22 protein-coding genes and 1 tRNA gene are annotated in these 25,044 nt (G+C 49.6%); 16 read left to right on the top strand and 7 right to left on the bottom strand.

Annotated elements, in window-relative coordinates; genetic code table 11:
* Window positions 1-20 precede the first annotated feature (20 nt).
* The 4 genes from HRU79_04775 to HRU79_04790 all read left to right on the top strand — a co-directional run bounded on the left by HRU79_04775 (window position 21) and on the right by HRU79_04790 (window position 2,635).
* Window positions 21-800, top strand: coding sequence for a hypothetical protein (locus HRU79_04775; protein QOJ25997.1), 780 nt, complete (start codon window positions 21-23; stop codon window positions 798-800).
* Between the two features lie 8 nt (window positions 801-808).
* A tRNA-Ile gene (locus HRU79_04780) sits at window positions 809-882 on the top strand.
* Between the two features lie 318 nt (window positions 883-1,200).
* On the top strand, window positions 1,201-1,995 hold the full coding sequence (locus tag HRU79_04785) for a DUF3108 domain-containing protein (protein QOJ25998.1): 795 nt from the start codon (window positions 1,201-1,203) through the stop codon (window positions 1,993-1,995).
* Window positions 1,996-2,062: 67 nt separating this feature from the next.
* Entirely contained in the window at window positions 2,063-2,635 is a 573-nt protein-coding gene (locus HRU79_04790; protein QOJ25999.1) for an outer-membrane lipoprotein carrier protein LolA, read from the top strand.
* Window positions 2,636-2,879: 244 nt separating this feature from the next.
* Here the strand turns inward: HRU79_04790 and HRU79_04795 are convergent, their stop codons facing one another.
* Together HRU79_04795 and HRU79_04800 are read right to left on the bottom strand one after the other, a co-directional pair.
* On the bottom strand, window positions 2,880-6,938 hold the full coding sequence (locus HRU79_04795) for an immunoglobulin domain-containing protein (GenBank protein QOJ26000.1): 4,059 nt from the start codon (window positions 6,936-6,938) through the stop codon (window positions 2,880-2,882).
* Window positions 6,939-7,164: 226 nt separating this feature from the next.
* Window positions 7,165-9,624, bottom strand: coding sequence for a M1 family metallopeptidase (locus tag HRU79_04800; GenBank protein QOJ26001.1), 2,460 nt, complete (start codon window positions 9,622-9,624; stop codon window positions 7,165-7,167).
* Window positions 9,625-9,708: 84 nt separating this feature from the next.
* Between HRU79_04800 and crcB the strand changes: the two genes are divergently transcribed.
* From crcB to HRU79_04830, 6 genes are all read left to right on the top strand, one after another.
* Window positions 9,709-10,092, top strand: coding sequence for a fluoride efflux transporter CrcB (gene crcB / locus HRU79_04805; protein ID QOJ26002.1), 384 nt, complete (start codon window positions 9,709-9,711; stop codon window positions 10,090-10,092).
* A gap of 33 nt (window positions 10,093-10,125) precedes the next feature.
* Entirely contained in the window at window positions 10,126-10,950 is an 825-nt protein-coding gene (locus HRU79_04810; GenBank protein ID QOJ26003.1) for a mechanosensitive ion channel family protein, read from the top strand.
* Window positions 10,951-11,049: 99 nt separating this feature from the next.
* The gene (gene msrA / locus HRU79_04815) at window positions 11,050-11,610 is read left to right on the top strand and encodes a peptide-methionine (S)-S-oxide reductase MsrA (GenBank protein ID QOJ27269.1); all 561 of its coding nucleotides are present in this window, start codon (window positions 11,050-11,052) and stop codon (window positions 11,608-11,610) included.
* Window positions 11,611-11,707: 97 nt separating this feature from the next.
* A complete protein-coding gene (locus HRU79_04820) occupies window positions 11,708-12,280 on the top strand; it encodes a DUF3109 family protein (GenBank protein QOJ26004.1) in 573 nt (190 codons plus the stop codon).
* Window positions 12,277-13,896, top strand: coding sequence for an RNA polymerase factor sigma-54 (rpoN, locus tag HRU79_04825; GenBank protein ID QOJ26005.1), 1,620 nt, complete (start codon window positions 12,277-12,279; stop codon window positions 13,894-13,896). The genes HRU79_04820 and rpoN overlap by 4 nt, the downstream gene beginning before the upstream one ends.
* 101 nt (window positions 13,897-13,997) lie before the next feature.
* Entirely contained in the window at window positions 13,998-14,594 is a 597-nt protein-coding gene (locus tag HRU79_04830) for a WYL domain-containing protein (GenBank protein QOJ26006.1), read from the top strand.
* A gap of 5 nt (window positions 14,595-14,599) precedes the next feature.
* On the opposite strand, the gene nadC is transcribed toward HRU79_04830, so the two are convergent.
* The 5 genes from nadC to HRU79_04855 all read right to left on the bottom strand — a co-directional run bounded on the left by nadC (window position 14,600) and on the right by HRU79_04855 (window position 19,275).
* Window positions 14,600-15,484, bottom strand: coding sequence for a carboxylating nicotinate-nucleotide diphosphorylase (gene nadC / locus HRU79_04835; protein ID QOJ26007.1), 885 nt, complete (start codon window positions 15,482-15,484; stop codon window positions 14,600-14,602).
* Between the two features lie 5 nt (window positions 15,485-15,489).
* Window positions 15,490-17,088 (bottom strand): adenine deaminase, encoded by a 1,599-nt coding sequence (gene ade, locus HRU79_04840; GenBank protein ID QOJ26008.1) that lies wholly within the window; start codon window positions 17,086-17,088, stop codon window positions 15,490-15,492.
* Window positions 17,089-17,105: 17 nt separating this feature from the next.
* A complete protein-coding gene (locus HRU79_04845) occupies window positions 17,106-17,975 on the bottom strand; it encodes an NAD(+)/NADH kinase (protein ID QOJ26009.1) in 870 nt (289 codons plus the stop codon).
* On the bottom strand, window positions 17,975-18,250 hold the full coding sequence (locus HRU79_04850; GenBank protein ID QOJ26010.1) for a DUF1844 domain-containing protein: 276 nt from the start codon (window positions 18,248-18,250) through the stop codon (window positions 17,975-17,977). Before HRU79_04850 ends, HRU79_04845 begins: the two co-directional genes overlap by 1 nt.
* Before the next feature lie 65 nt (window positions 18,251-18,315).
* Window positions 18,316-19,275 carry a 6-phosphofructokinase gene (locus tag HRU79_04855; protein QOJ26011.1) on the bottom strand — a complete coding sequence of 320 codons (960 nt, stop codon included), beginning with the start codon at window positions 19,273-19,275 and terminating at the stop codon, window positions 18,316-18,318.
* A 188-nt stretch (window positions 19,276-19,463) separates the two neighbouring features.
* On the opposite strand from HRU79_04855, the gene HRU79_04860 reads away from it, so the two are divergent.
* The 6 genes from HRU79_04860 to phoU are packed head-to-tail and all read left to right on the top strand — an operon-like array spanning window position 19,464 to window position 25,031.
* On the top strand, window positions 19,464-20,636 hold the full coding sequence (locus tag HRU79_04860) for a hypothetical protein (GenBank protein ID QOJ26012.1): 1,173 nt from the start codon (window positions 19,464-19,466) through the stop codon (window positions 20,634-20,636).
* Window positions 20,637-20,638: 2 nt separating this feature from the next.
* The gene (locus HRU79_04865; GenBank protein QOJ27270.1) at window positions 20,639-21,469 is read left to right on the top strand and encodes a phosphate ABC transporter substrate-binding protein; all 831 of its coding nucleotides are present in this window, start codon (window positions 20,639-20,641) and stop codon (window positions 21,467-21,469) included.
* On the top strand, window positions 21,466-22,620 hold the full coding sequence (pstC, locus tag HRU79_04870; protein QOJ26013.1) for a phosphate ABC transporter permease subunit PstC: 1,155 nt from the start codon (window positions 21,466-21,468) through the stop codon (window positions 22,618-22,620). Before HRU79_04865 ends, pstC begins: the two co-directional genes overlap by 4 nt.
* Complete coding sequence (pstA, locus tag HRU79_04875) at window positions 22,620-23,534, top strand: phosphate ABC transporter permease PstA (GenBank protein ID QOJ26014.1); 915 nt, start codon at window positions 22,620-22,622, stop codon at window positions 23,532-23,534. Before pstC ends, pstA begins: the two co-directional genes overlap by 1 nt.
* Before the next feature lie 7 nt (window positions 23,535-23,541).
* Window positions 23,542-24,309 (top strand): phosphate ABC transporter ATP-binding protein, encoded by a 768-nt coding sequence (locus tag HRU79_04880; GenBank protein QOJ26015.1) that lies wholly within the window; start codon window positions 23,542-23,544, stop codon window positions 24,307-24,309.
* A gap of 44 nt (window positions 24,310-24,353) precedes the next feature.
* On the top strand, window positions 24,354-25,031 hold the full coding sequence (phoU, locus tag HRU79_04885) for a phosphate signaling complex protein PhoU (protein ID QOJ26016.1): 678 nt from the start codon (window positions 24,354-24,356) through the stop codon (window positions 25,029-25,031).
* Window positions 25,032-25,044 lie beyond the last annotated feature (13 nt).

The raw sequence follows: 25,044 nt of genomic DNA on the forward strand, positions 1-25,044 counted from the left end.
CAAACGCTTTTTTTAGCTACGTGGTAATATTCCTCCTTGGCGCTATTGCAGTAAGCGCTGCGCCACAAGACGACAGGCTGGATGAGCTGGATTTTGAAGAGGCACCGGTCAAGGAAGAGGTTGCCCCGTACTTTGCCATTGGAGTGGGCACAACACCAACCTTCGGCTTTCAGAATTTGGATGACATTAATGTTCGGGCTTCCGAGCTTGGACTGGGCAACCTTTCTAATACGATGACGTTTTGGGGTGGCGAAGTGTTTGGCTCGATCGGAGCCATCGTATCTGTACCTAATCTCCGCGCCGGTTTTTCCTGGCTGGGCTCCGTGGCTTCGACCAGTGCTGACGTTACCCCGCCATCCGGTATAGTCGACAATGGCAGTATCAAACGAACAATGGAATACCAGATCAACACAAGTACAATTCATTTGGACTACGTAATTCCTGTTACAACGGGTTTGGTTATTGCACCCGGAACCGGCTTTGGGTTTGGCTCTCAGGTACTGACCACGTACCAGGGAGCTGATAAGCGTTCGTGGACGGATTACAGTACGGTAACACCATTACCTGACATGATTTCTGAACTTAACCGCTCGGTTTACTCAGTCCCATTCCGGTTAAACATCGAGTACACCCTAACACCGTTTATTCTGGTTCGTGCAGCCGGTATGTACAGGTATCAGGCTATTGGCGATGATTGGCAAGGTAACAGAACTTCTACTGTAACAGATGTACCATCCGGAATTAATATTTCCGGCTTCAACGCACAAGTCGGGATATTTGTTGGATTGTTTAATAACTAACATGTTCGGGGCCTGTAGCTCAATTGGTTAGAGCGCCGGACTCATAATCCGTCGGTTGCAGGTTCAAGTCCTGCCAGGCCCACAACAATGGTATAGCTCTCAATGCAGGCTTCTCCAATTCCTGCATCTGCGTAGTCCGGCTGGCCAGCTATACCAGGCACACCTTTACGTTCTGATTTCAATTCTTCTGCCATAAACCCAAGCCCCTTCCCAATACCATGAACAGGCATGGCACAAAAAGTGCATGGGGGGTATGGAGAAAACAGCACAACAGAAACACAGACTGCAATTAAACATACTGTGATGAAATGTATGCTGTATTTTTCAGTAAGAGTTGCCGGATGGTAACTGAGTACCTGGCAGCCAACACGTAATTATGCCACCTTACGTCTGCAAATCCGTGAGATTTTTAATTGTAGTCTGCGCCCTGCTCCCTGCTCTTACCGGTAATCTTAATTCCGACGAGAAAACCAGTCCGGCATTACGGTACACTCCGAATAATGCATTTGGCTTAGGAGAGAGGTTAACCTACGACGTAGGATACAAGTTTATTTCGGCTGGCACTGCTGTTTTTGATATCGCCGACAAGGTGGAATACGTCCAGGGGCGCCCGTGCTACAAGATATCATTCCAGGTGGCGAGTCATAAAAGCCTGGATTTTCTGTATAAGGTCCGAGACACCTACCGGTCATACGTGGATGTTGACGGTATTTTCCCCTGGAAGTTTACCCAGCAAATTCGGGAACGTAATTACAGTAAAGATTACTCGGCTGAATTTGACCAGTATTCCAGGAAGGCGAAAACATCGGATGGGACGTTTGACACTCCGGAGTTTGTACACGATGTTGTATCGGCATTCTACTATGTTCGAACTTTCGACCTCAAAAATTCTCACAAAGGGGACATCATTAAACTGCACAATTTCGTTAGCGGGAAAACGCACCCGCTGGATGTTCACGTATTAGGCAGAGAGCGTATTGAAGTCACTGCCGGTGTGTTTGACTGTGTTGTGGTTGAGCCGAAAATTGCTGCAGGCAGTCCGTTTGGTTTTAAGGGGCGACTTGTTCTGTGGCTTTCAGACGATGAACGCAAGATCCCCATCAAGGTGCGCACCCAGATTCCGATTGGTTCAATTGATACGGAATTAAAATATTACGAAGGTACGCGCGGTGCAATTACCGCCAAGGTTCGGTAACATGGAGAACACGTTGCTTCTTCATCGTCACACTGGGTTCCGGCACGCCATATCTGCAGGTATCATTGTGGGATTGCTACTGGCTGTGGTCCCTGTACTCTCTGCAAACACAAATACTAAACTTTTAAAGCAGTTTAGAAATACATACGGTGGAATAACTTCAGCAGAAATTTCATTTTCGAGCGGAGTTGCATCAGGGACGATTACTGCCGTCAAAGGTAAGGGTTACAGAATTACCCTTCCTGACCAGGAATTCATCAGCGATAATTCAACTGTATGGCAGATAAACAAGAGAACCAAGACGGTTGTTATAAACGCAGTCTCTTCCGCAGGTCAGACGGCATCGCTGGATCAGATGTTCTTTGTCCTGATGAACATTTATGTTCCGTCTGTTGTAAGCTCCGTACCTGGGAAGGCATGTATCCGACTAACGCCTCCACATCAGTCTGCTGCCATTGCCGGCGTTGAGTATGCCAATGTGTATCTGAACAAGAAGAATGGCATCACCAGGATCGTGGTTTCTGATGGACAGCACGAAACAGAGTGGACCATCCGCTCGATAAAAACCAGGGTTCAGGTGAAACCGTCAGCCTTTACGTTTACTGCGCCAAAGGGCTGGCAGGTTATTGATTTACGATAATGCCGGGACTTTGTCCGATGAAAGGGGGCTTGAACCCTGTCCGTAAACGTATTGGCTATCGGATGCTGATCACTGATTGTTTGCGAACTTCGGGATGACAACTACGGGAGGGGCTGGTGACCTTCTACCTGTTGTTTGCCGGATTCATTCTACCGGCATATAGGACTCACGAGCTTGGAGCACTTTGATAGAAAGAAAGGGGCCGTAGCCCCTTTCTCTGCTTTTTTAAATATAATGCCTATCGTTATCGGATAACAACAACCCGACGTGATAGTGTTACCCCATTGCCGCTTAAAATCAGCGAGTACGTACCGGCCGGGATATTATATTTCTCAAGGTTCACAACCAACTGGTTGTTACCTGCATGAGCCGTTCCATTGTGCAGCGTAGCAACTGTCTGACCCATTGTATTGACCAGGTGCACGTACACGGTTTGCTCGGTTTTAACAGCGTAGTTGATGTTCAGGTTGCCGCTGGTTGGGTTCGGAGCAGGCTCAGAAAGCGAGTACCCAGCAACAAAAGCGTCACCTTCGTCAACTCCAACGGTTACTGAAAGCCGTGCGGTAATCGTCTGTACTTCGCCGCAATCGTTAGTTACGATACAGTAGTAGCCACCCTGATCGTTGCCTGTTGCTGAGTCGATCACGTATGCGGATTCTGTGGCGCCAACAATCAGCGAGTCATCTTTATACCACTGGTACCGCACGGTGTCGGAGCCGGTTGCCGTAACACTGATGGTTATCGAATCACCATCATAAATGGCGGCATCGCGGGGTTCTTCTACAATCTCAACCGGTGACTTAACAACCACGTTAACGAATTCCGTTGTATCAACGCCGCAATCATTGGAAATAACCACAGCATACACGCCGGTAGCCGATGCCCGAGCCCCTTCCATGATATATTCAGGACCCGTAGCACCCGGAATTCTGGTACTGTCCTTGAGCCATTGATACTTAAGGTTAACACCTGAGCTGTGAACAATGATATTGAGCACTTCTCCTTCACACAAGGTATCGCCAATCGGTTGAATAGTAATCGTAGGCTTTGTTGAAAACGGAATGTCAACTTCGTTCGACTTGATTTCAACACCAATATCGTTAAATGAAATCACGCAGGTGTACTTACCGGCATCCTCCTGTGTAACACCTGTAATCCGAAGCGCCTTGCTGGTTGCACCGGTAACGCCGGGCGTACCCGGAATATCAATCAGCGGAAGGGTCCCGCGGAACCACTGATATGACTTTGACGTACCCGGAATGTCTTCCGGCTGAATAAGAACTTCCAGGTTAACAACTCCGCCTTCGCAAGCCAGCAGCGTGGAAGTTGATGCATAAACCATTGGTGCAAAGAGCCGGGCTGCCTTAGACGTAGCGTTTCCGCAATATGCTATCACATAGCATACATACGTATTGGCTGTATCGGAAGGCTGCAGATTAGTGATCGTAAGTTTCGAAGACCGTGAACCTGTGATACGTGAATTGTCAACAACATTAGTATCTACGTATCCGTTGATTGATTTGTCCCAATACCTTTTCTTCCACTGATACGAGGGAACCGGATCACTGATAGAACCAACGGCTTCGGCCTCGATTTCCAGAACCACGGTGCTTCCCATAGCAACCGGCTGGCTTTGCGGATGCTTTACAATTGATGTTGGTCGCACAACCATGACAACGGCAGGCTCTGATTCGGCATACCGAGTATTCGTCCCATCGGTAACCTGTACCCTACAGGAGTACACGCCCGCGGCAGTGTAACCAACGCTGTTAATAATCAGCTTGTTTGATGTCTGATTGGGAAGCAGCTTGCCATCCTTATACCACTGATAGGTTACAGTAGCAGCGCCACCGGTAACACTGGAAACGCAAACAAGCGTTACGGCTTCACCAAGGCAGGCAAATCTGCTTTGCGGTGATTCCAGGATGTCAACGCGGGGATATAACTCGTCGGCACCTTTATACGGCTTTTGGCGGACCTCGTCATCGATATCCTTGGGGACGGTTGGGGTAACGGCAGACGATCCGAACAGCTCGGACTGTATGTTTTTCAGGTGAAGATCGGCCTCACCTGCAAAGCTTACAGTAACCGACGTTGAACTCTGGTCTGCACCGGTTGAGGTTTTCCATGAAGCAAGCGGGTCACCGGTACCATTGCGTTCAATCGCTACCTGGTTAAATCCAATTGTGTCACCTTTAACCATGTAGTTGTTAAAGTCCATAGCATGGATAAAGCCGTTAGTGCTGAGGTCATTCAGATAAATCGCGTAACCACCACCATTAACCGAATCGGTATTGTCAAAGATGTTGTTGATAATATCAAGCAGTCCTTCGCCAACAAAATAGGCGGCTACAGAACTGCCACCACCGGCAGTTCCTGCGGTACGGATTGTGTTATGCAGTACTCTGGTGGCAGCGTTGACGGCGTTTGCTTCACACCGGAGCCCCGTAGTACGGAGAGTTGAGCTAACGAGTACCATATTATTTGAAACAAGCAACCCTTGTGGTCCCTGTGACGCACCGTCATTCGATTGCGCTTCGATCCCGGTTGCTGCGTTGTTCTCTCCCTTGGCAGAGCCCTGAACAAGGTTTGCATTCACTGTTCCTGCACCAAAGGCCCCTAATCCGAAGAAATATGGTGCACCGGACAGTCCAAGGACCTTGTTTTTCTGAATCAGCAGGTTGTCAGACTCTACTATGATACCACTCAGATACGTTTTGTCAACAGTGTTCCCAGTAACGCTGCTCACCTCCGGCGAACTTGCGCTAACAGCTATGCCCAATGGCATCGAGAGCACCTGGTTGTTATGCACGGTAAAGGGTCCAACGCCATCAAGAACAACCGAAAACACCGGATCCACCATATCTAAAGCATTTGTTGGGCCTACAAATACACAGTTTGTGATGGTAACCTTTCCTGCTTGTTCAGCATTAATATGACCGCCCCATTGCTGATTTCCGGCAAGTTTGCACATTAAACCGTCAAAGACAACACTGGCGCCTTCAAGTAGTGTGATTTCAGCTTTATTCGCTTCATAGCCACCATAGTTATCATCAGGATACCGCTGCGGTGTCCACGAAATGATGGGAGTATTGTTAGCAACTGCTTTAAACGTAACAGTACCGGTGGCAGATGAGTTATTAAGCTCCGGGATAATAATTTGTTCGTTATACGTACCGTTGTACACATACACTGTAATATCTCCGGAGATACCGCCAACACTGAGCAGATTGATGCAGTCGCGGAAGCTGGTAAAGATGCCGATATTACCGGTTGGTGCTACGTACAGCGATCCCGATGTGCGAGGCGCCATGTATGTAACCAGCTTGTCGTTGCCGGGATTCTCGTCATCCTCACTATTGGGGTTAACAGACCATACTTCAATTTTATTATACGATCCGTTAGAAAAATTCACCGTTCCAAGATTGATCGATACTTCTTCACCTGGCTGAATTGCGGGGTCTGCAAAATACCTTGCACCAGTCCTTGTTGCTCCGTTCACCTTCCATGCAACTTCTACCGAATCAATGGCGTCGGTACCGGTGTTCCGCAGAACGGCCGTTACCATTTGATTTGTGTTGGGGTTAAACTTACCCGATGGCGCCGACAAGCTCACGATGGCTGCGTCAACCGCTTCGGGTGCACCAAAGGTATAGGCAAGCCCCGATGATGGAGCCCATCCCTGAAGGGCTATGGACTCTCCGGCATTAAGCCGCGGATTCAACCATGTGCTGAGTTCATTACGTGCCGTAAGAATTAACGGTTGTGAGTTCTGCATTACAGCACCGATCAGCGCGCCTACAGCACCTGTAACAGTCATCGTTCCGTACACCACCTGTGCCTTACCGGTTGCTTCGTTCAGCCGAATCTGGAAATTGTACGAGTCAGATGTGGATCCTGCCGGTGCCCTGGTAACATTGCTCCACTGGATTACATAAATCCTGTTCGGGCTGTCCCCCAGCGTTTGAACGCGCAGTTCACTCAGGGTTGTTCCATCCAGCGAGCGTGCCCATGCCTTAATAGCGGTTGTCCCCGCAGAACCGAACTGAACCTCGCCGTTGCCGAAAATGGTGACATCCGTGTACGATTCACCGTTAAACCCAAAAGTAAACGGCAGAGTCTGGGTACTCGAGTAACCGCTGATACCACTTCCTGACGCAAGCTGCGTCCCGGCAACAATTTCAGAATAGGTTACCGACTCAACGTTGTATGATAGATCAGTTGCCGTCTGCCCTGCAAAAACAAGCGGTACAGCCGATAACAGAACAACCAACAACAATAGCAAGGTATGATGTTTCTTCATGGCAATTCCTCTATGATGACTTTCAGAGTTAGTTCGTGTTGTACACTTTTACGCTGCTCCATGTTCCATCGAATACCCGTACCGGGGACTGCCGATGGTAAATGATCCATGAAGCCTTGGATATGCTCCGATCCGGAGCCAAGCCCACTTAGCAATAATTACACCAAATTCAGGATTCAACGTTGTATTGCAAGATGCTGACCCTTCATAACTTATCCCCATCAACCTAATTCACGAGAATTTGTAAAAACGCTTTTTGTTCTTTTGAAAGGGGCTCTGACTGAAGGATCGTTCGGGCGAGCGCCTGCATTTTGAGCTGTGCTGCAAGTTTTTGCAGCGTGTCCTTTGCCGACTGTGCCAGACGTCCGTTTCTGCTCTCCAGAGCGTCAACCACGGCAACCATTCCGGCCAGATCTGTTGTTCCCAGGCGAACCATCGAGGCAAAGGCATTCTGGCGGGTACCAAAGTCGTACCGACGACTAGCATAATCGGAAAGGGTTGCCAGCGCCTGCTTGTCAGCAGTGCCTGCTTTTTGTTCTGCAATTGCAATCTCAATTATGGCACCGGGGCTGCGTACACCGGCTACCCGGTTAGTAAACCTGTCTGCCTCTGTAGGAAACCATGTGCACAATTTTCTGTATGCCTGTTCAACGATCCGGTACGATGAGTCGGACAGCAGTTCGGCGAGCTCGGGTTTTAACGATGCGGGTATTTCGGGGCTCGACCCCACGGCGCGTCTGCGCACTTCCACGTGTTTATCCTGAAATCCGGCCTTGATGATTTGCCAGAACTGGTCATTGCCATTTTGAACTTTTTTTGCAGCAATACTTACTGCCTCCATTCGCATGGCATAATGCTTTTCGTTAGCCACGATGTCTTGCAGTACATCAAACAGTTGGTCGGTATGGACCGAATCAGCAGCCAGCTCGGTAAGAGCATCGTAGCGGTCAATCATTTTCGGTGCTTTTCTGGACTGTGCAAGGAGCATGTCGAATGGCTTTTTAAAGTTGACTTTCTTTAGGATTGCCGATCCCGGATCGAACAAAACAAACTGAACCTGGCCGTTGCGTGGGTTGGGTATCTCGATGGTTGTGGTCTGTCCGTTTACCCAGGCAGTGACGCTGTCCTTGCTCGCATCAGTATAATACACCTCGCAGACAACAGGCATTTTAAACCATCCGGTGTAACTGTCGGTAAGCTGAGTTTGCTGTACAGTTAGCGTTGTAACGGCTTCGCTCCCCTTGGTAACGTTACGTGCTCCGGTCAGCATTGTGATATCAAACGCTGGTTCACCTCCCTTGTAGAGCCACTGATCAAAAAACCACCGGGGACTCAGGCCCAGAGTATCCTGAAATGCCAGATACAAATCATTCGTTTCTACATTGCGATATTCATGTTTTTTAAGATAGTGATGTATCACCCGTCGCAGTTCGTCATGACCGAACACTGTACTCATCATATCAAGGACCAAAGCCCCCTTCGGATAAATACGCGTAGTCCCGGCTTTTACATGCACAACCGGAAATCGGTCCTTCTCACCTGCTGCAAGCACACTTTTCTGCATCCCCCGGCGTACCCATTCATACTCATCGGTACCGTGAGTTTGGCGAGTAAAGATCAGGGGGTAGTACGTGGCAAAGCTTTCCTGCAGCCATACGGAACGACTGCTTCGAGCTGTAATCAGGTCGCCAAACCACTGATGAGTTAATTCATGGACGTTAACTCCCACATACGAACGGTCAAGCCATCCACGTGCGTCGTTGAGGAAGAAGTCACCAAAAATCGTTGCCGTTGTATTCTCCATTGCCCCAAACACAAAGTCGGCAACCGGCACCTGTCTGTAGATCTCCCACGGATAGGGTACTCCTGTTTCCTGTTCCAGGAAGTCCATGCTTTCCTTGCTTAGCCTGTACGTTGGTTCGGCGTCTTGCGGACGGTCTGGGTACCAGTACTGTTCAAGCAGCACACCGGTGCTGGTAGTATCCTTTGTTACGGCATACTTGCCGATGGCAATCATGAATAAATATGATGCATGCGGCTTCTTCATCCGATACCGCCAGGTTCTGGTTGCTCCGCTGTTCTCGGTCACGCCCACCAGTTGTCCGTTAGAAATAACCGTATAGGCTGAGTCAAACGTGATAATAGCCTCCGTCAGCATTTTGTCGTTCATTTCGTCATACAATGGAATCCAGTGCCGGTGGTCTATTGCCTGGCCTTGTGACCATATCTGACGTCGCATTGTTCCGGTAGGGTCATTCCAGCCAATAAAGTAGAGGCCCTTTTGGGGCTGTGCCGTGTAGGTAAACAGAACAGACCCTGTGTCGGTCCAGGCTAACGGTTTTTCACAATACACCGTAACGCTGCTGTCGTTCACGGTGTACCGAGCAGGCCTCCCGTTCAGAAGAGTTTGCTGAATATTCATGGCGATGCCGTCAAACACCAGTGAATCAACGCTTTTCTGTAAAACCGTAAACGTATGCTCCACTCGTCCGTGAACAAGAGATTTCTCGGGCTCGAACGAAACTTCAAGTTTCATTGACGTGATATCAAGGGGATGTTCGCGGGGTTCGCCTGATGGATCAACCAGATAGGAAGCCGTATGAGAGTAGTCGCTCTGGGCCTGAGCGTGTGCTGCAAACATCACGAACACACAGCTCGCCAGCACAATGCAACATCGTTTGTTCATGGTGCGCCTGGATAAAATAATGTCGAATTCATCAAAATTACCGTGATAGTTTTGTTTTGCCCTGTCACACACAAAAAACATAGCATGGTACAATCTGTTTTTCTTGTTATTGCCGGCGGCGGATTGGGGAGTGGGACCCGCTACCTGGTCTCCGCTCTCCTTCCGCACCACACCGGCAGGTTTCCGGTTAGCACCCTAATCGTGAATATTGCGGGGTCGTTCATACTTGGAGGCCTTTCTTCATTTTCCGTCATCCACTCACACGAGTCTCGCACCGTATTGCTGTTCCTGGGAACGGGTTTTTGTGGCGGATTCACTACCATGAGTACGTTTTCGGCGGAAGCAATACTATTATTTCAGTCCGGACATCTTTTACTAGCCTCGACGTATATCATTGCATCAGTATGCGGAAGCATTATAAGTGCATTGCTTGGTATGGCAGCCATGTATGCCATATATCGACAGTGATTTTCCCACCTTTACCAACACCGTTTAAAGCCTATGAACTTTGACAGTATGTGGATTGAGATCCAACACGTTGCGATAACATACGGACTCCGTATTGTTGGCGCGATATTCACCTTTATTATTGGCCGGTGGGTTATCCGCCTAATTATAAAGGGAATTTCACGTGCCATTGCCGCAAAGGAATTCGACGCAACACTGCAGAAATATATGCGGTCCATCATTTCTGTTGGACTCAATATTCTTCTAATTGTCAGTATTCTGGCGCAGTTTGGTATCGAAACAACATCGTTTGCGGCACTACTTGCTGCCCTTGGCCTGGCTATCGGAACTGCGTGGGGTGGCTTGCTGGCAAACTTTGCTGCCGGTGCGTTTCTGCTTGTACTGCGTCCATTTAAAGTCGGCGATGTTATCAGCGCTGCCGGTGCCAACGGAGTGGTTGATGAAATTGGTTTGTTTGTGACCACAATAACAGCGTCCGATGGAACGAAGATCTACCTGGGTAATAACAATATATTTTCTGATAATATTCAAAACTTTACAGACATTCAGTACCGGCGCATTGAACGTACAATGCAGCTTGCTCATGCTGCCAATGTTGACGATACCATTGAACGCCTTCGGACCGCTATACAGGCTGTGCCCGGGGTGCTTGATAAACCCGAGCCTGAAATCTGGGTCATGGACTTTACTCTTGCAGGAGCCGTCCTGGCAGTACGTCCGTACTGCAAACCGGCCGACTACGTGCGCGTACTCAGCGAAACCAACAACGTAATCCGCCGTGTAACTGACGAGGCAAACCTTCCGGTTCCTGAAATGAGCTACGTAATGCGAACCACTGTACACCCGGGTAAATCGTAAAAAGCAATGCTGCTGCTGATTCTATTCATCGCGGTACTGTCGGCATCCTGCCACGAAGCCAAAAGTCCGCCCAAGCCCCTTATCAATCATCACACAACAATGAAAACTCATCAACTGGATACTGCTACACTTGCCGGAGGGTGCTTCTGGTGCATTGAGGCTGTTTTTCAACGACTGGAGGGTGTAACTTCAGTGGTAAGCGGCTACGCCGGTGGTACGCCCGAGACAGCCAACTATAAAGCCGTGTGTTCCGGCACCACCAATCATACAGAGGCTTGTACAATCGAGTACGATGCATCTGTAATCACATTTGCCGAAATTTTACAGGTATTCTTTTCGGCACATGATCCAACAACTCCTAACCGACAGGGAAACGACGTTGGACCGCAATATGCAAGCGTTATTTACTATCATTCACCGGAACAGGAGAATACAGCCCGCGCCTATATTGAGCAGCTTACAGCAGCGAAAACCTGGCCCGGTCCAATCGTAACACACGTGCGTCAGTTCACAACGTTCTTCCCTGCCGAAGATTATCATCAAAATTACTATAATGAGAATGGCTCGCAACCCTACTGCTCCTTCGTTGTCCGCCCCAAGGTGGAAAAGTTCGAGAAGCTATTCCCCGACAAAGTGAAAAAAGTATCGCTGTCAAAGTAAACACAACGGCTGCCAGCGATCCGGCGTTAAAGAAAATCTGGCTTCAGCGATTAAAACACATTGGTTCTATCAAAAATCGTGCTATTTTTAACGTACGATGATTACGCTTGACAACCTTCTGATAGAATCTGATGTGTTAAGCACTGAGTTTTTATGTGACGTAGCTCAATGCAAAGGGGCTTGCTGTACGTTAAAAGGCGGTGGCGGAGCACCTGTTGCCGATGCCGAGGTAGAGCGAATTCAGAGTGCCGCACCGGTTGCCAGGAAATATCTAAGTTCAGCAAACCAGGCAATACTGGATTCATCAGGAGGGCTTACCGGCAGCGACGGGAACTGGGAAACAGTCTGCGTTAACAATGCCGAATGTGTATTTGTTTCGTGGGAAGGGGGTATTGCCAAGTGCTCGTTCGAGCGGGCGTATCACGCCGGGGAAAGTACCTTCCGCAAGCCACTGTCATGCCATCTGTTCCCGATTCGTGTCCACAATTTTGGTGGTCCCTATCTGCGGTACGAGGTCTTTGATGAGTGTGCACCTGGCCGGGAGAATGGGAAGAAAACGGGAACGTTGCTGGTAGAAATGCTCCGTGAGGCATTAACCAGGGCATACGGAGAAGAGGTAGCCGGCACCATGGTTCACGTAGCAAGGACAATGAAGGAGGATAATCCATGAAGCTTGGGTTAAATCTCCAGACGTCATTACAGCAGACGCTGACTCCCCAGCAGATTCAGTATCTGAAGCTGCTGCAACTTTCAGCCCTACAGTTTGAGCAGCACGTCCATTCTGAAGTCGAAAACAATCCTATGCTTGAGGAGCAGCGCGAAACGGCTGATTTCGAGACTACCGCTATCGAACCGGTTTCTGTCATTTCCGATGACTCCGGTACCGAATCAGCTCCTCAGCCGGTGGTTTATGGGAATCAAACCGGATCAATCATTCAAACCCACAGTGAGATCCAGGACACGTCAGACGGATTTGAGTTTTATAAGCTGCTGTGGGGCGAAGATCCATCTGCAGCCCGGTCTTCCGACTATAATCCGTCGGAAGACGAAGACGATGACACCACCAGCTACCTCTTCCGTGAAATGCCCAGCCTGGAAGACGAGATGAGGGAACAGATTCGGTTTCTCCCGTTGACAGCCGAAGAACAACTCCTTGCCGACTACATCATTGGGAATGTGGACTCGGACGGCTACCTCCGGCGTCCGCTTACTGAATTAGTTGCCGAAGTGAACGGTTTAATTGCCGAACACAATCTTGCAATTCAGGCCCCTACGCTGCTTGGCACGGCAAACACCGGGTACGAGCGTGATATTATCAGCGGGATTTCTGAAATGTTGGAGGCCCTTTCACTGAAGCAGGCTGAGAGTGTTCTAAGTCGTATTCAAAATCTTGACCCACCCGGCTTTGCTTCACGAACGGTTCAGGAATGCCTGGTAGCACAGCTTAAATCGGTAAAAAAAGCAAATGCAGCACAAAAACTGGCCTTGCTGATTCTGACTGATGCGTACGAACCGTTTGCGATGAAACACTACCCGGTTATTGCAAAACAGTTGGACGTTACCGAGGACTATCTGCGTGAGGCAATCGATGTTATCAGAAACCTTAACCCGCGTCCGGGAGGCGGAACGTTTGGCCCTGAGTCTAATACCATTGCTCCGGACTTTACTGTAGAACCAACCGAGGACGGATCGGACTTTATCATTACCGTTAACGATAGCCGCCTGCCCGTGCTGCGCGTAAGCGATGCGTACGACCGATTGAAGAAAGAAGCCCGATTTCACAAGTTCAACAAGGAAACCCGTGAATGGCTGAGGAAGAAATACGAAGATGCAAAGTTCCTGATGCAGGCAATCCGCCAGCGGAAGAGCACAATGCTGCGGGTGATGACGGCAATTGCCGGGCTTCAGCGGGATTTCTTTATCCGAGGTCCGGAAGGACTCCGCCCCCTTATCTACCGTGACGTAAGCGAAATCACCGGACTTGACATCAGTACCGTATGCAGAATTGTAAATGGCAAGTACGTGCAGACTCACTTCGGAACCTTTGAGCTAAAATACTTTTTCAGCGAGTCACTGGTTACCGATGACGGTGAGGAAGTGAGCACACGCATCATTAAGCAAAAAATAAAGGAACTTATTGATGCCGAGAGTAAATCAAAACCGCTCAGCGACGATAAACTTGCCAAGGACCTGAAACGCTTTGGATACGTTGTGGCCCGACGTACCGTGGCCAAGTACCGTGAACAACTTAAAATTCCCGTCGCACGCCTCCGCAAAGAGTTGTAGCCCCCTACACATCCCCTAAAGAGTCACAACCGGCTCCACTGTTCATACTATGCTCAAATAGGTTGAACCGGTGCAATTATATTTTACTGAAAACAGGGGGTATGACAACTTATGACATAGGACTCGACGTAGCATCGTACATACTACGAGACATACGTTACACTCCATGGGTTCGCTCTTTGTCACGGCCTGCACTTTATAGAGTACAGTCTATCCTGGCATCGCTCATAAATGGCGAGGTAGTAACGGCCGGTAAGGTAGCAGCTCAGCTGGAAGTGAGCCAAAGAACGATAGCACGTGATATAAACTATCTTATAAACACACTGCATATTCCAATTGCATACGATGCTCAACAGCACACCTACGTTCTAAAGGGACCTGTTCCGGTGTTATTTGCGCCTCAGGCAGGGTTTCCGGGTCAGTCAGTACTGCCGGAACCGGACACTCTGGTTACGTTGGAGGTAGCAAGTGAACTGGTACCGCACTTTGAATCGGTAGAGCTTCATCCAAGTCAGAGGTTTAAAACACTACCGAACGGATCAGGACAGTTATTCCTGACAGTGTCGCCCGACGATGCCTTGGCACAATGGGTAATGAGCTATGGGGGCAAGGTGCGCGTAATTAGTCCGCAGTCACTGCGATCAAGAATCCGTACGCTGGCACTCCGAATTCTTGCCAGCCATGGTCCCGAGAACTAACCCGCCTATGCTTGCTTGGGTACAAAGAGTTTCATACTGATATCAAGTGCAGCAGCACTGTGGGTGATAGCGCCTACGCTCACAAAGTCAACACCGGCATCGGCATACTCACGGATATTTCCGTAGGTTATTCCACCACTGGCTTCGGTTTCTAACCTACCGTTTACGATGCGTACACCTTCGGCAACCTGCTGTGGCGTAAAGTTGTCGAACATGACGCGGTGTACGCCTTCGCACTGCAGGATTTCGCGTACTTCATCCAACGACCGTGCTTCGACCTCTATACGAATCGAGCTGCGGCCCTGTAATTCCTGAACGCACCGTGTTACTGCTTCGGTGATTCCACCCATTGCCGTGATGTGGTTATCCTTTATCATCACCATGTCATACAAGCCGTACCGATGGTTAAGCGCACCTCCCACAACGGTAGCGTATTTATCAAGTAACCGCCATCCCGGAATTGTTTTGCGCGTATCAAGGATCCTTGTTTTGGTACCCTCCAGCCTGTCGGCATATCTCCGTGTAAGCGTGGCAACGCCGCTCAAACGCTGAATGAAATTCAGGGCCGTGCGTTCACCGCCCAGTAATGCCTGGGCTCTGCCTCCAATGGTTGCGATCACGGTACCGGCTGGATTCCAGCTTCCTTCCTCTACCAATACCCGTAAATCAACATCATTGCTAAACTCTCTGAATACCAGTTTCAGGACCGGCAATCCACATATTACGCCGTCAGATTTGAGTACAAAACGGGCGGCAGCCTGTGTATCACGGTCAATCGTGAGTTCAGTGGTTATATCGCCCGATCCAAGGTCTTCATAAATGGCAATCTGTATCAGCCGAATTACTTCGCTGTCAATCGGGAATCTGGGTACTGGCGCTTCTTTTGTCATTATCACTATGAAATTGAAACTGATACAAACGAAAAATTTTCACCGTCAAACAAACCTTTGTCACTGAGCTTAAGCTTTGGAATTACAAGTAGTGCCATAAACGATAAAGTCATGAAGGGGGCTCGGAGTTCGGAGCCTAGTTTTTTAGCTGCTGCATCAAGAGCAACGTACTGCACTGCAACGCTCCCGGCATCAGCCGTGCTCATCAGGCCTGCTACCGGGAGCGGCAGTACTGATGCTGAATGGTCGTCATACACGCTTAGTCCGCCCTTCTCGCGAATAACGGCGTTTACAGCCTGAACAATGGCCGTATCGGTGCATCCTACGGCAACAATATTATGCGAGTCATGGGCTACCGATGAGGCCATGGCTCCGTGCTGTAATCCAAAGCCCCTTACCCAGGCAATAGCAACCGGCGCCTTGGTGTAGCGGTTAACAACACACAGTTTCAGCACATCTGGGTCCGACGGACTCAGATGTTCCTCGGTGGTGGTAAGCAACCCGTCATGAGCCACGATCACTCGTACTGTGCCGGTAGCGTCCACCTGAATATCGGCAGCCGTAATCGGTGTGGCAGTAAAGTTGTTTATTGGCGTAGCCGTTGTGCTTGGAATCAGGCATGTGCCGTTGTCAGCCACACAGGTACCGCGAATCCACGTTTGCAGAACCTTCATCGAGGCAAGATCATCCACCACGATAAAGTCGGCAGAGTCGTTTTCTTGAAGCAAACCCACGGGTAGCTGATAGTGCTGTACAGGGTTGTAGCTGGCAGCCCGCAGAACATCAAACAGATCATACCGCAGAGCAAGAGCCCGACGCACATGATTATTGATGTGCCCGTTAATCAACAGGTCAGGGTGGGCATCATCACAGCAGAACATAACGTTGTTGGGATGCTGTCCTATCAAAGGATGTAGTGCATCAAAATTCCTGGCTGCAGATCCTTCGCGTATCAGAATCTTCATGCCGCAGTCAACCTTGTCGAGGGCTTCCTGAAGCGTAAAGCACTCATGGTCTGTAGCAATGCCGCAGCCCGCATAGGCGCGGGCACGTTCTCCGGTAAGGCCTGGAGCGTGTCCGTCTACAGGCTTGCCGTACTTCTGAGCGATACCGATTTTTTCCATTACACCCGGATCAGCGTTCAGAACACCGGGCCAGTTCATCATCTCACTCAGATATCGGATATCGGGTCTGGCAAGCAACGTACGTATATCGTCGGCAGTGATTTCGGCACCAGCAGTTTCAAAGATAGTGGCAGGGACGCAGCTTGGTGCGCCAAATGCAATCGTAAACGGTAAGCCAGCAGCGTTGTTGATCATGAATTCGATGCCGGCCATACCACACACATTTGCAATTTCATGCGGATCGCTTACAGTGGCTACAGTGCCATGCAGAACGGCAAGCCTGACAAATTCGCTGGGAATAAGCAAACTACTCTCAATGTGAACGTGTGCATCAACAAAACCGGGAAGGATGTACGGACCAACGGTAACCGAATTGTCGGCTTCAACGGCTGCGATGTGCGTACCATCAACCACAACTCTGCCACCATACATACGGCGATGTACTACGTCAACAATAGTTCCCTGTATTTGCGTGCTCATGATGTTGATAAGACAGTTTAAGATTTCTTTACGCCATCGGCTGACCAAAGCAGCTTTTCTCTGAGCAGATCAAAATAGGTGTTATCGGGCTGCTTAACAAGCTTCAGCAAATGGTTACTCCGACGTATGGTTAACGAGTTCTTCTGTTTCATAACTCCCACAACACGACCGTCAGCTACGATTCGTGCGTCTGAACCGCTTTCGGGCAACTCAAAGCGGATTTGTGAGGTGTCACTAACAATAAGCGGACGCACCGTAAGCGTGTGCGGCGAGATTGCAGTCAAACAAAAAACATTTGCACTTGGAGCAATAATCGGACCGCCCGCAGCAAGCGAATAGGCTGTTGAACCTGTTGGGGTTGACACTAACACTCCATCGCTTCGAAAATCAGCTACAAGGTGGTCGTTAACGAAGGTACGGATGGTAAGAATCTTGGCACCTGCCGAGCGTTCGACAACAATTTCGTTTAATGCGCAAGCCGTCTGGTCTTCCCACTCTGTTTCGATTGTTGTCCGGTCAACAATTCTGTAATCACCCTTCAGCAATTCCATAATACCGTCATCAAGCTTGGCTACAGGATATTCGGCAAGAAAACCAAGCTTGCCCACGTTAACGCCCATTATTGGGACGTCAGTCCCAATAAGCACATGCGCAGCAGCCAGCAGCGTGCCATCACCACCAAAGGTGATAACAATATCCGCAAACTTGCCCAGTTCGGCTATGGAACAAATCGAAACTTTTGATAATAAATCCGGAGGAGCAGCTGCCGATAGTTGTTCTTCCAGGTAAACCCCAGCCCCTTCCTCAACCAGACGCTGAGCGGCATGGAATGCCCAGGTATGTGCATTGGGCCGGTCCGGAAACGCAAACAAGGCAAACGTGAGCATTAGGTAAGTTCTCCGCTATTGGCAACCGACGGACGCTGGCTTTCTTCAACAAAGTTTAGCCTGAGCGTACTTAATGTTTGCTCCAGAAAGCGCCTTTCGTCATCAGTGAGATTATTGGCGGTTTTTTCATCCAGCACTTCCAATATGTTGATGATGTACCGGGCATGATCAAGATTCTTTGTTATCTGGTTTGTACCAGGATTCAGCATTTTACCCAATGCTACCATCCCCTCCAGCTGGAACATTTGAATGAGCGTTAAAAAGGTGGGCGTCATAATTACCTCAGAATCTATTACTCAATTGGTTTAGTAGTGAAATGGTTTTACCATCTGTGAAATTTTCAAACAAGCAGTGAGGCCAGATCCCGCAGATACGGAGGTACTGACTTCCGGTTGGCCCAGGTTTCCGGCAGTGGTATCTGGCTGACATTGTTATTCTGTTCGCCAATCATTACGTCGGAAATTCCTTCCAGCAATGCATCAACTGCAGCAGCGCCAAGGCGTGCAGCCAGCACGCGGTCACGCACAGAGGGCGAACCGCCCCGCTGCATGTGTCCAAGAATCGAAACTTTTCCCGACAAACCGTATCGCTCTTCAACCAGGCCGGCAAGTTTCAGGGCACCGCCCAGTTCATCGCCTTCTCCAACAATAACAATGGTGCGTTTTTCAATTCCCTGGGCAACAATTCTTTTGTAGAGCAGCTCTACATCGGTTAGTGTTTCAGGAACGGCGATAAACTCAGCTCCGCACGCTACTCCTACGTCCATAGCAATAAAGCCTGCATGCCTGCCCATAACTTCAACGTAGAATATTCTGCCATGACTGTCGGCAGTGTCGCGGATCTTGTCAATTGCTTCTGCTGCGGTATTGATAGCCGTATCGTATCCAATCGTGAAATCGGTGCCGAACAGGTCGTTATCAATCGTCCCTGGTGTACCAACGATTTGTACTCCAAATTCAGTTGCAAGCGCATGGGCACCATGGAACGTACCGTCACCTCCGCAGGCAATCACGGCTTCGATGCCATGTTTTTTTAGCATTCCGGCAGCTTTCTCACGTCCGTCCGGCTGCTTAAACTCCTCGCAACGGTTGGTTTTTAGGATCGTGCCACCGCGGTTGACGATATTGGCGGTATGCATCCTGTCCAGCAGGTCGAAATGTCCGGCAATCATTCCCGAATATCCGCCTGTGATTCCAATCAGCTCCAGGCCTCGTTTTTCGCTTACGCGCTGTACCGCGCGAATATGGGCATTCATTCCGGGTGCATCACCGCCACTGGTAAACACAGCTATTCGTTTCATAACGTGCGAATTTAGGGGGCTTTGGCATACCCAACATTACCAATTCGTAACATGACCGATTTTGCTTGGCATGGCCAATTCTTTCGGATAGTTTTGAATGCATCGGTAATCCATGTGATTTTGCCAATAAACCAGAGGAGTCCGAATTGTTTTTTGTGAAGCGTTTTTTTCTGAGCAGGGTATGGGTTATGCTTTTGCTATGCACAACAGGCGCAGATCTTCAGACGTTTTCACAGCCTGTTCCGAACACAACGGCAGAGCCTCGGGGGATCACCATTCAGAATGCCGATTCAACGGTAACCATGACGGTACGGTTCAGGATGCAGACCTGGTTACGGTATTCCAGCGAGAATCCCGGTTATGGCAATTCGCACCAAACCGGTAACTCCAGTGCCGATCTCACCATACGCAAATTGCGGCTGCGGTTCAACGGTACACTGTTTAATCCTTTGCTCTCCTACCTGCTTCAGATTGAACTTGCTCCGTCAGATGCGTCGGGTGTTTACAACTATCTGCGTGATGCCATGGTGTACTGGAAGTTTAACCCAACCTTGCAGGTTGGCGTGGGACGCACGAAGCTACCGGGCGAGCGACAATACCTGATTTCATCGGGCTCTCTTGAGATGGCCGACAGGTCTGCGGTACACCATTACCTGGGGCTTGGCCGTGAAACGGGACTTCACGCAACCTGGAATATTCTCACGGGTTCGCAGGGGCTAACTCTTCGGGCTGCAGCCACGACAGCCCTCCCGCCACAGGCAACAGCAGGCATACAGCGCCTGCCGGCAGTTACCGGACGTCTGGAATATCTTCCTCTGGGACGCTTTACGGGAAACGGCGATACATTCGAAGGAGATCTCCTCCGCGAACGCACTCCAAAGCTCTCGGTTGGCGCTGCAGCCCATGCCGTAGGCATCGAACAGCGGTTTACCGGATTGAATTCGGTCACGTACGTGCCTGAGTCCGATCGTGCATATTTTGCCGATGCAGTGTTTAAATACAGTGGCTTCGCACTCTATACCGAGTATGCCGTACGTAAGCAGCAGCATGCAATGTCGGAAAACGTATTGCTTGACGATCTGTCAACCGGCTATACTGTACAGGTTTCGTACACAACACCGTGGCACGGATTTGTTGCTGCTCGGTTTGCTACGGTAAACACTGATGCTCAAAATGTGTTGGGTGAGACCCATAAAGCACTGCACATTGAAACTGCCGCAGCTACGGTAGGGTGCTACATAAACGGACATCGCATTAAAACCAGCCTGGAGGTTGGTTCGTACAAGGTGAATACTTTAGATATCAGCACGCAGAAGCCTTTTCCGTTGTATGTTTTATTAAACCTGGAAACCGGAATCTGATGATGCGCTTTGCTACCCACGCCATTGCCTCGGTCCTGCTGTTTATGGTGCTGTCCGGATCCGCTTCCAACCGTATCACCATTAAGGGGTCAGATACCATGGTGATACTGGTGCAGCTATGGACGGAACGGTACCCTGGCCATAATCAGGTCGAATTTCAGATTACGGGAGGGGGCTCAGGCACAGGGTTTGCCGCACTAATCAACAACTCAACCACCTTGTGTGCTTCGTCACGCCCGATTAAAAAATCAGAGGTGGCACAGTTGAAAGAAAACACAGGCTACCGCGGACTGGAAGTGAGGGTTGCACGCGATGGTCTCAGCATCTACATCCATAATTCAAATCCGGTGCGAAAACTCACTCTTGATCAGTTACGACTGATTTTTACGGGCAAAATCACAAACTGGAAGGACGTTGGCGGTAACGATGCTAAAATCATCGTGTATTCAAGGGAGAATAACTCCGGCACCTATGAGTTTTTTAAAGAAAACGTACTTCAAAAACAGGATTTTGCCGATGCCGTTCAACACATGCCCGGTACGGCAGCACTGATCAACGCTGTAGAAAAGGATAAAAACGCAATCGGCTACGGCGGTGCAGCCTACACCAAGTCAGTACGTACCGTTGCCGTAGCACCATCGTCCGATCAGCCGTATGTTCTTCCCAACACGCAGACCATCAGCAACGGCAGCTACCCGATTTCCCGGTTTCTATACTTCTACATGAATCATAAACCAACCGGCATCGTAAAAAGCTTTATTGACTGGGTTTTGTCGGCTGAAGGACAGCGTGTAGTTACCGATGCCGGTTATTATACGGTGATGAAGCAATGACAGTAAACCGGTTCACATCAAAATCGCCGAAACGCGCTGAACACATCATAGAATGGTGTATTCGCGGCATTGCGTCAGTATCTATTATGCTAATTTTTCTTATTTTTTTATTTGTTTTCCGTGAGGCACTCACCGTGTTCTCGTCGGCAGACTCCGCTCCGGCCCCGGCACATGCGGTCACGTCCGCCAATGGCCCTGCCCCGCCCCATCCTCCGCCTATGGAAGCGGCGCCCTCAGATGCAGTGTCTGCCAACAACGCTACCGGACATCTCTTTTACTCACCAAGGAATCCACTGTATCCGGATATTTACAATGCGGAAACCGGTGAGCTGCCGGCTGACATTGACGATGTAAACCCTGCGCCTGACCAAGCCCCTTCTCATCGGGAAACGTCCCTGGCAAACAACTTGGCAGGATCGGTATGGCAGCCTGTTGGCGAGCATCATCAGTTTGGCGTGATGCCACTGTTGGTTGGTACGGCAAAAACTACGCTGATTGCGATTTTATTTGGTGCACCTCTTGGTATTCTTGCTGCCATTTATACTGCGTTTTTTGCCGGGCGCAAAACACGTGAATTTATAAAACCAATTATTGAATTACTTGCCGGCTTCCCCTCGGTTGTTATTGGCTTTTTCTGTTTAACCACGCTTGCCAGTGTGCTGCAGACCATGTTCCATCTGGATTTCCGGCTGAACGCTCTGGTTGGTGGCATCGGATTGTCGCTGGCAGTACTTCCCATCGTGTATTCACTTTCCGAAGAAGCGCTTTCAGCTGTGCCCCGTACACTTCGTGAGGCCTCGCTCGCTCTTGGTTCTACCGAATGGCAAACTGCCTACCGGGTGATGCTGCCGGCAGCCGCTCCCGGGGTGATTGCGGCAGTAATCCTGGGAATTGGACGCGCCTTTGGCGAAACCATGATTGCAATAATGGCAACCGGCAATGCACCACTGGGTGATTGGAACCCGTTCATGCCGGCGCGTACACTGGCAGCCACCATTGGATCTGAAATGGGTGAAGTAGTATGGGGCTCTGAACATTATGGCGTGCTGTTCCTGCTTGGAGCCTTCCTGCTGATAGTAAGCTTTGTGCTGAATTCGGTAACGGAGTATTACGTGAAGAAGAGACTCATTAAAAAATTTCAGGGACACTGATGACTGGACGGTTTGCAACGCAGTTTCCGCTTTCAAAGCGTCTGCTCGGCGCATTTGCCTTAGGTATTGCACTTACGGCATGCGTAGCTGTTGTTGGAATTATCCTTGGGATGCTGGCTGACTTTGCCGTGCACGGCGGTGCACATATTACCTGGGAATTTCTAACTGAATACCCCAGGAACAGCAACACCGAGGGCGGCATCTTTCCTGCACTTGCAGGGACTACCTTCCTGGTACTTCTGATGACGCTTATGGGGGTGCCGTTGGGTACAATCACAGCCGTGTATTTAACCGAATACGCCCGGCAGGGTTCTGCCTTGTCCAAGTTCATCCGTTTTGCGGTAAATACTCTTGCCGGCGTACCCTCGATTGTGTTTGCCCTTTTTGGTGTTGGCTTCTTTATTCAGTTTGTGGGCAAGGGATTGGACGCCGTAACCGGTGCGAGCATCTTTGCCGACGGATCGCTGCTGTGGTGTTCGGCAACACTGGCAATTCTTACTCTTCCCGTTGTAATTGTTTCGGTGGAAGAAGCCTTACGGTCAGTACCACGTGAGCTACGCGAAGCATCGCTGGCGCTTGGAGCAACCCGTTTGCAGACAATCATTAAAGTTGCTATACCCAATGCGTTATCGGGAATCCTCACCGGCAGTATCCTGGCCGTAGGCAGAGGTGCAGGCGAAGTTGCTGCTATCCTGTTCGTGGGTGTTACTTACAGTGCGGGATCGCTACCTGACGGGGTTACCGACAAGTTTATGCACCTTGGGTATCACCTGTACGTATTAGCAACACAGTCACCAGACGTAGAAGCTACACTACCCCTGCAATATGCAACAACCGTAGTACTGCTTGCCCTGACGTTTACATTAAACTTTGGCGCCATCTACCTACGGTCACGATTACGAAAAAACAGATAACAGAACTATGGCTAAAGACCACCCCACCATCATTCAGGCAACAGATTTCTCGGTTTTTTACGGAGCTAAACAAGCTCTGTTCAGCATCTCGCTGGAAATACCTGAACGGAAGGTTACGGCGTTTATCGGACCCTCGGGATGCGGCAAGAGTACCTTCTTACGCTCCATGAACCGTATGAACGACCTGATTGACGGAGTTCGTACCGAAGGCTCGATTACCATTGAAGGTGTAAACGTGTACGATAAGTCTGTGAATGTGGCAACACTACGCAGACGCGTGGGAATGGTCTTCCAAAAGTCGATTCCCTTCCCTAAATCCATTTACGAAAACATTACCTATGGCCTGTCACTCAACCACAAAAAGAAGAAATCAGAACTGGATCAGATTGTGGAGACCAGCCTGCAGCGTGCAGCACTCTGGAACGAAGTAAAGGACAGGCTCCACCACTCGGCTCTGGGCTTGTCAGGCGGTCAGCAGCAGCGTCTTTGCATTGCGCGTGCCATTGCAATCAATCCGGACATCCTGCTGATGGATGAGCCGTGTTCCGCTCTCGACCCCATTAGTACCGCCAAGGTAGAAGACCTGATCGAAGAACTTAAGGATATGTACACCATTGTCCTTGTTACCCACAACATGCAGCAGGCCGGACGGGTAAGTGACTATACCGGCTTCTACCTGATGGGGAAATTAATTGAATTCAATAAAACAAAAACCGTGTTCACCAGTCCAGCCCAGAAAGAAACCGAAGATTACATTACCGGCCGGTTCGGTTAATAATCCCATCCGCATATTTCACAATTACACTTTCTTACCATACAATGAACAGATCCTTCGAAGAAGACCTCGATAAACTCCGATCCCGTCTTATCCGGATGGGCTCACTGGTAGAAGAACAGGTTGAGTTCTCGTTCCGTGCTCTGAAGGAAGGCAACCTTGAGCTGGCACGCATCGTTACCGAACGTGACGAAAAAGTAAACAAGCTCGACCTGAAAATCGACAAGCAGTGCCAGCGGATTTTTGCTCTAAATCAACCCGTTGCCGTTGACCTACGGTTACTGCTTACCGCAATAAAAATTAATAACGAACTTGAACTCATCGGCGACATTGCTACTGAAATCGCTCAGGCCGTTATCGACACCCCTGCGGTTACCGAACTGTCCCGCACCATTGATATTGAGCCCCTTACCAATGCTGTGTACACTATGGTTAAATCCAGCATGGATGCCTTTATCACAAACGATCCGGAGCTCGCGCTTCACATCCTGCCGTCCGACGATACTGTTGACGCACTATATCTGCAGAAGCGCGCAACGCTTATTGACATCATGACGTCTGACCAGGCCACAGTTGCAGCCGGGGCAGAATTGCTTTTATCACTGCAGGACATGGAACACATGGCTGATCATGCATCCAACATCGCCGAAAACGTCATTTTCCTTGTTCGTGCCCAACTTGTCCGACATCAAAGTTTCGAGGGTGAGACAGGCACTGCATAGCCCCTTACCATAT

The organism is Ignavibacteria bacterium, assembly GCA_015709655.1.
In the GTDB taxonomy this organism is placed as follows: domain Bacteria; phylum Bacteroidota; class Ignavibacteria; order Kapaibacteriales; family Kapaibacteriaceae; genus OLB6.

Bases quoted from the DNA above. Each gene is read 5' to 3' on its own strand.
- HRU79_04850 (QOJ26010.1), bottom strand. From the start codon at position 18,250: ATGACGCCCACCTTTTTAACGCTCATTCAAATGTTCCAGCTGGAGGGG.
- HRU79_04810 (QOJ26003.1), top strand. From the start codon at position 10,126: ATGAACTTTGACAGTATGTGGATTGAGATCCAACACGTTGCGATAACA.
- pstC (QOJ26013.1), top strand. From the start codon at position 21,466: ATGACAGTAAACCGGTTCACATCAAAATCGCCGAAACGCGCTGAACAC.
- HRU79_04860 (QOJ26012.1), top strand. From the start codon at position 19,464: ATGCTTTTGCTATGCACAACAGGCGCAGATCTTCAGACGTTTTCACAG.
- HRU79_04845 (QOJ26009.1), bottom strand. From the start codon at position 17,975: ATGCTCACGTTTGCCTTGTTTGCGTTTCCGGACCGGCCCAATGCACAT.
- phoU (QOJ26016.1), top strand. From the start codon at position 24,354: ATGAACAGATCCTTCGAAGAAGACCTCGATAAACTCCGATCCCGTCTT.
- HRU79_04880 (QOJ26015.1), top strand. From the start codon at position 23,542: ATGGCTAAAGACCACCCCACCATCATTCAGGCAACAGATTTCTCGGTT.
- pstA (QOJ26014.1), top strand. From the start codon at position 22,620: ATGACTGGACGGTTTGCAACGCAGTTTCCGCTTTCAAAGCGTCTGCTC.
- HRU79_04855 (QOJ26011.1), bottom strand. From the start codon at position 19,275: ATGAAACGAATAGCTGTGTTTACCAGTGGCGGTGATGCACCCGGAATG.
- HRU79_04830 (QOJ26006.1), top strand. From the start codon at position 13,998: ATGACAACTTATGACATAGGACTCGACGTAGCATCGTACATACTACGA.
- rpoN (QOJ26005.1), top strand. From the start codon at position 12,277: ATGAAGCTTGGGTTAAATCTCCAGACGTCATTACAGCAGACGCTGACT.
- HRU79_04795 (QOJ26000.1), bottom strand. From the start codon at position 6,938: ATGAAGAAACATCATACCTTGCTATTGTTGTTGGTTGTTCTGTTATCG.
- HRU79_04820 (QOJ26004.1), top strand. From the start codon at position 11,708: ATGATTACGCTTGACAACCTTCTGATAGAATCTGATGTGTTAAGCACT.
- nadC (QOJ26007.1), bottom strand. From the start codon at position 15,484: ATGACAAAAGAAGCGCCAGTACCCAGATTCCCGATTGACAGCGAAGTA.
- HRU79_04865 (QOJ27270.1), top strand. From the start codon at position 20,639: ATGCGCTTTGCTACCCACGCCATTGCCTCGGTCCTGCTGTTTATGGTG.
- crcB (QOJ26002.1), top strand. From the start codon at position 9,709: ATGGTACAATCTGTTTTTCTTGTTATTGCCGGCGGCGGATTGGGGAGT.
- HRU79_04800 (QOJ26001.1), bottom strand. From the start codon at position 9,624: ATGAACAAACGATGTTGCATTGTGCTGGCGAGCTGTGTGTTCGTGATG.
- ade (QOJ26008.1), bottom strand. From the start codon at position 17,088: ATGAGCACGCAAATACAGGGAACTATTGTTGACGTAGTACATCGCCGT.
- msrA (QOJ27269.1), top strand. From the start codon at position 11,050: ATGAAAACTCATCAACTGGATACTGCTACACTTGCCGGAGGGTGCTTC.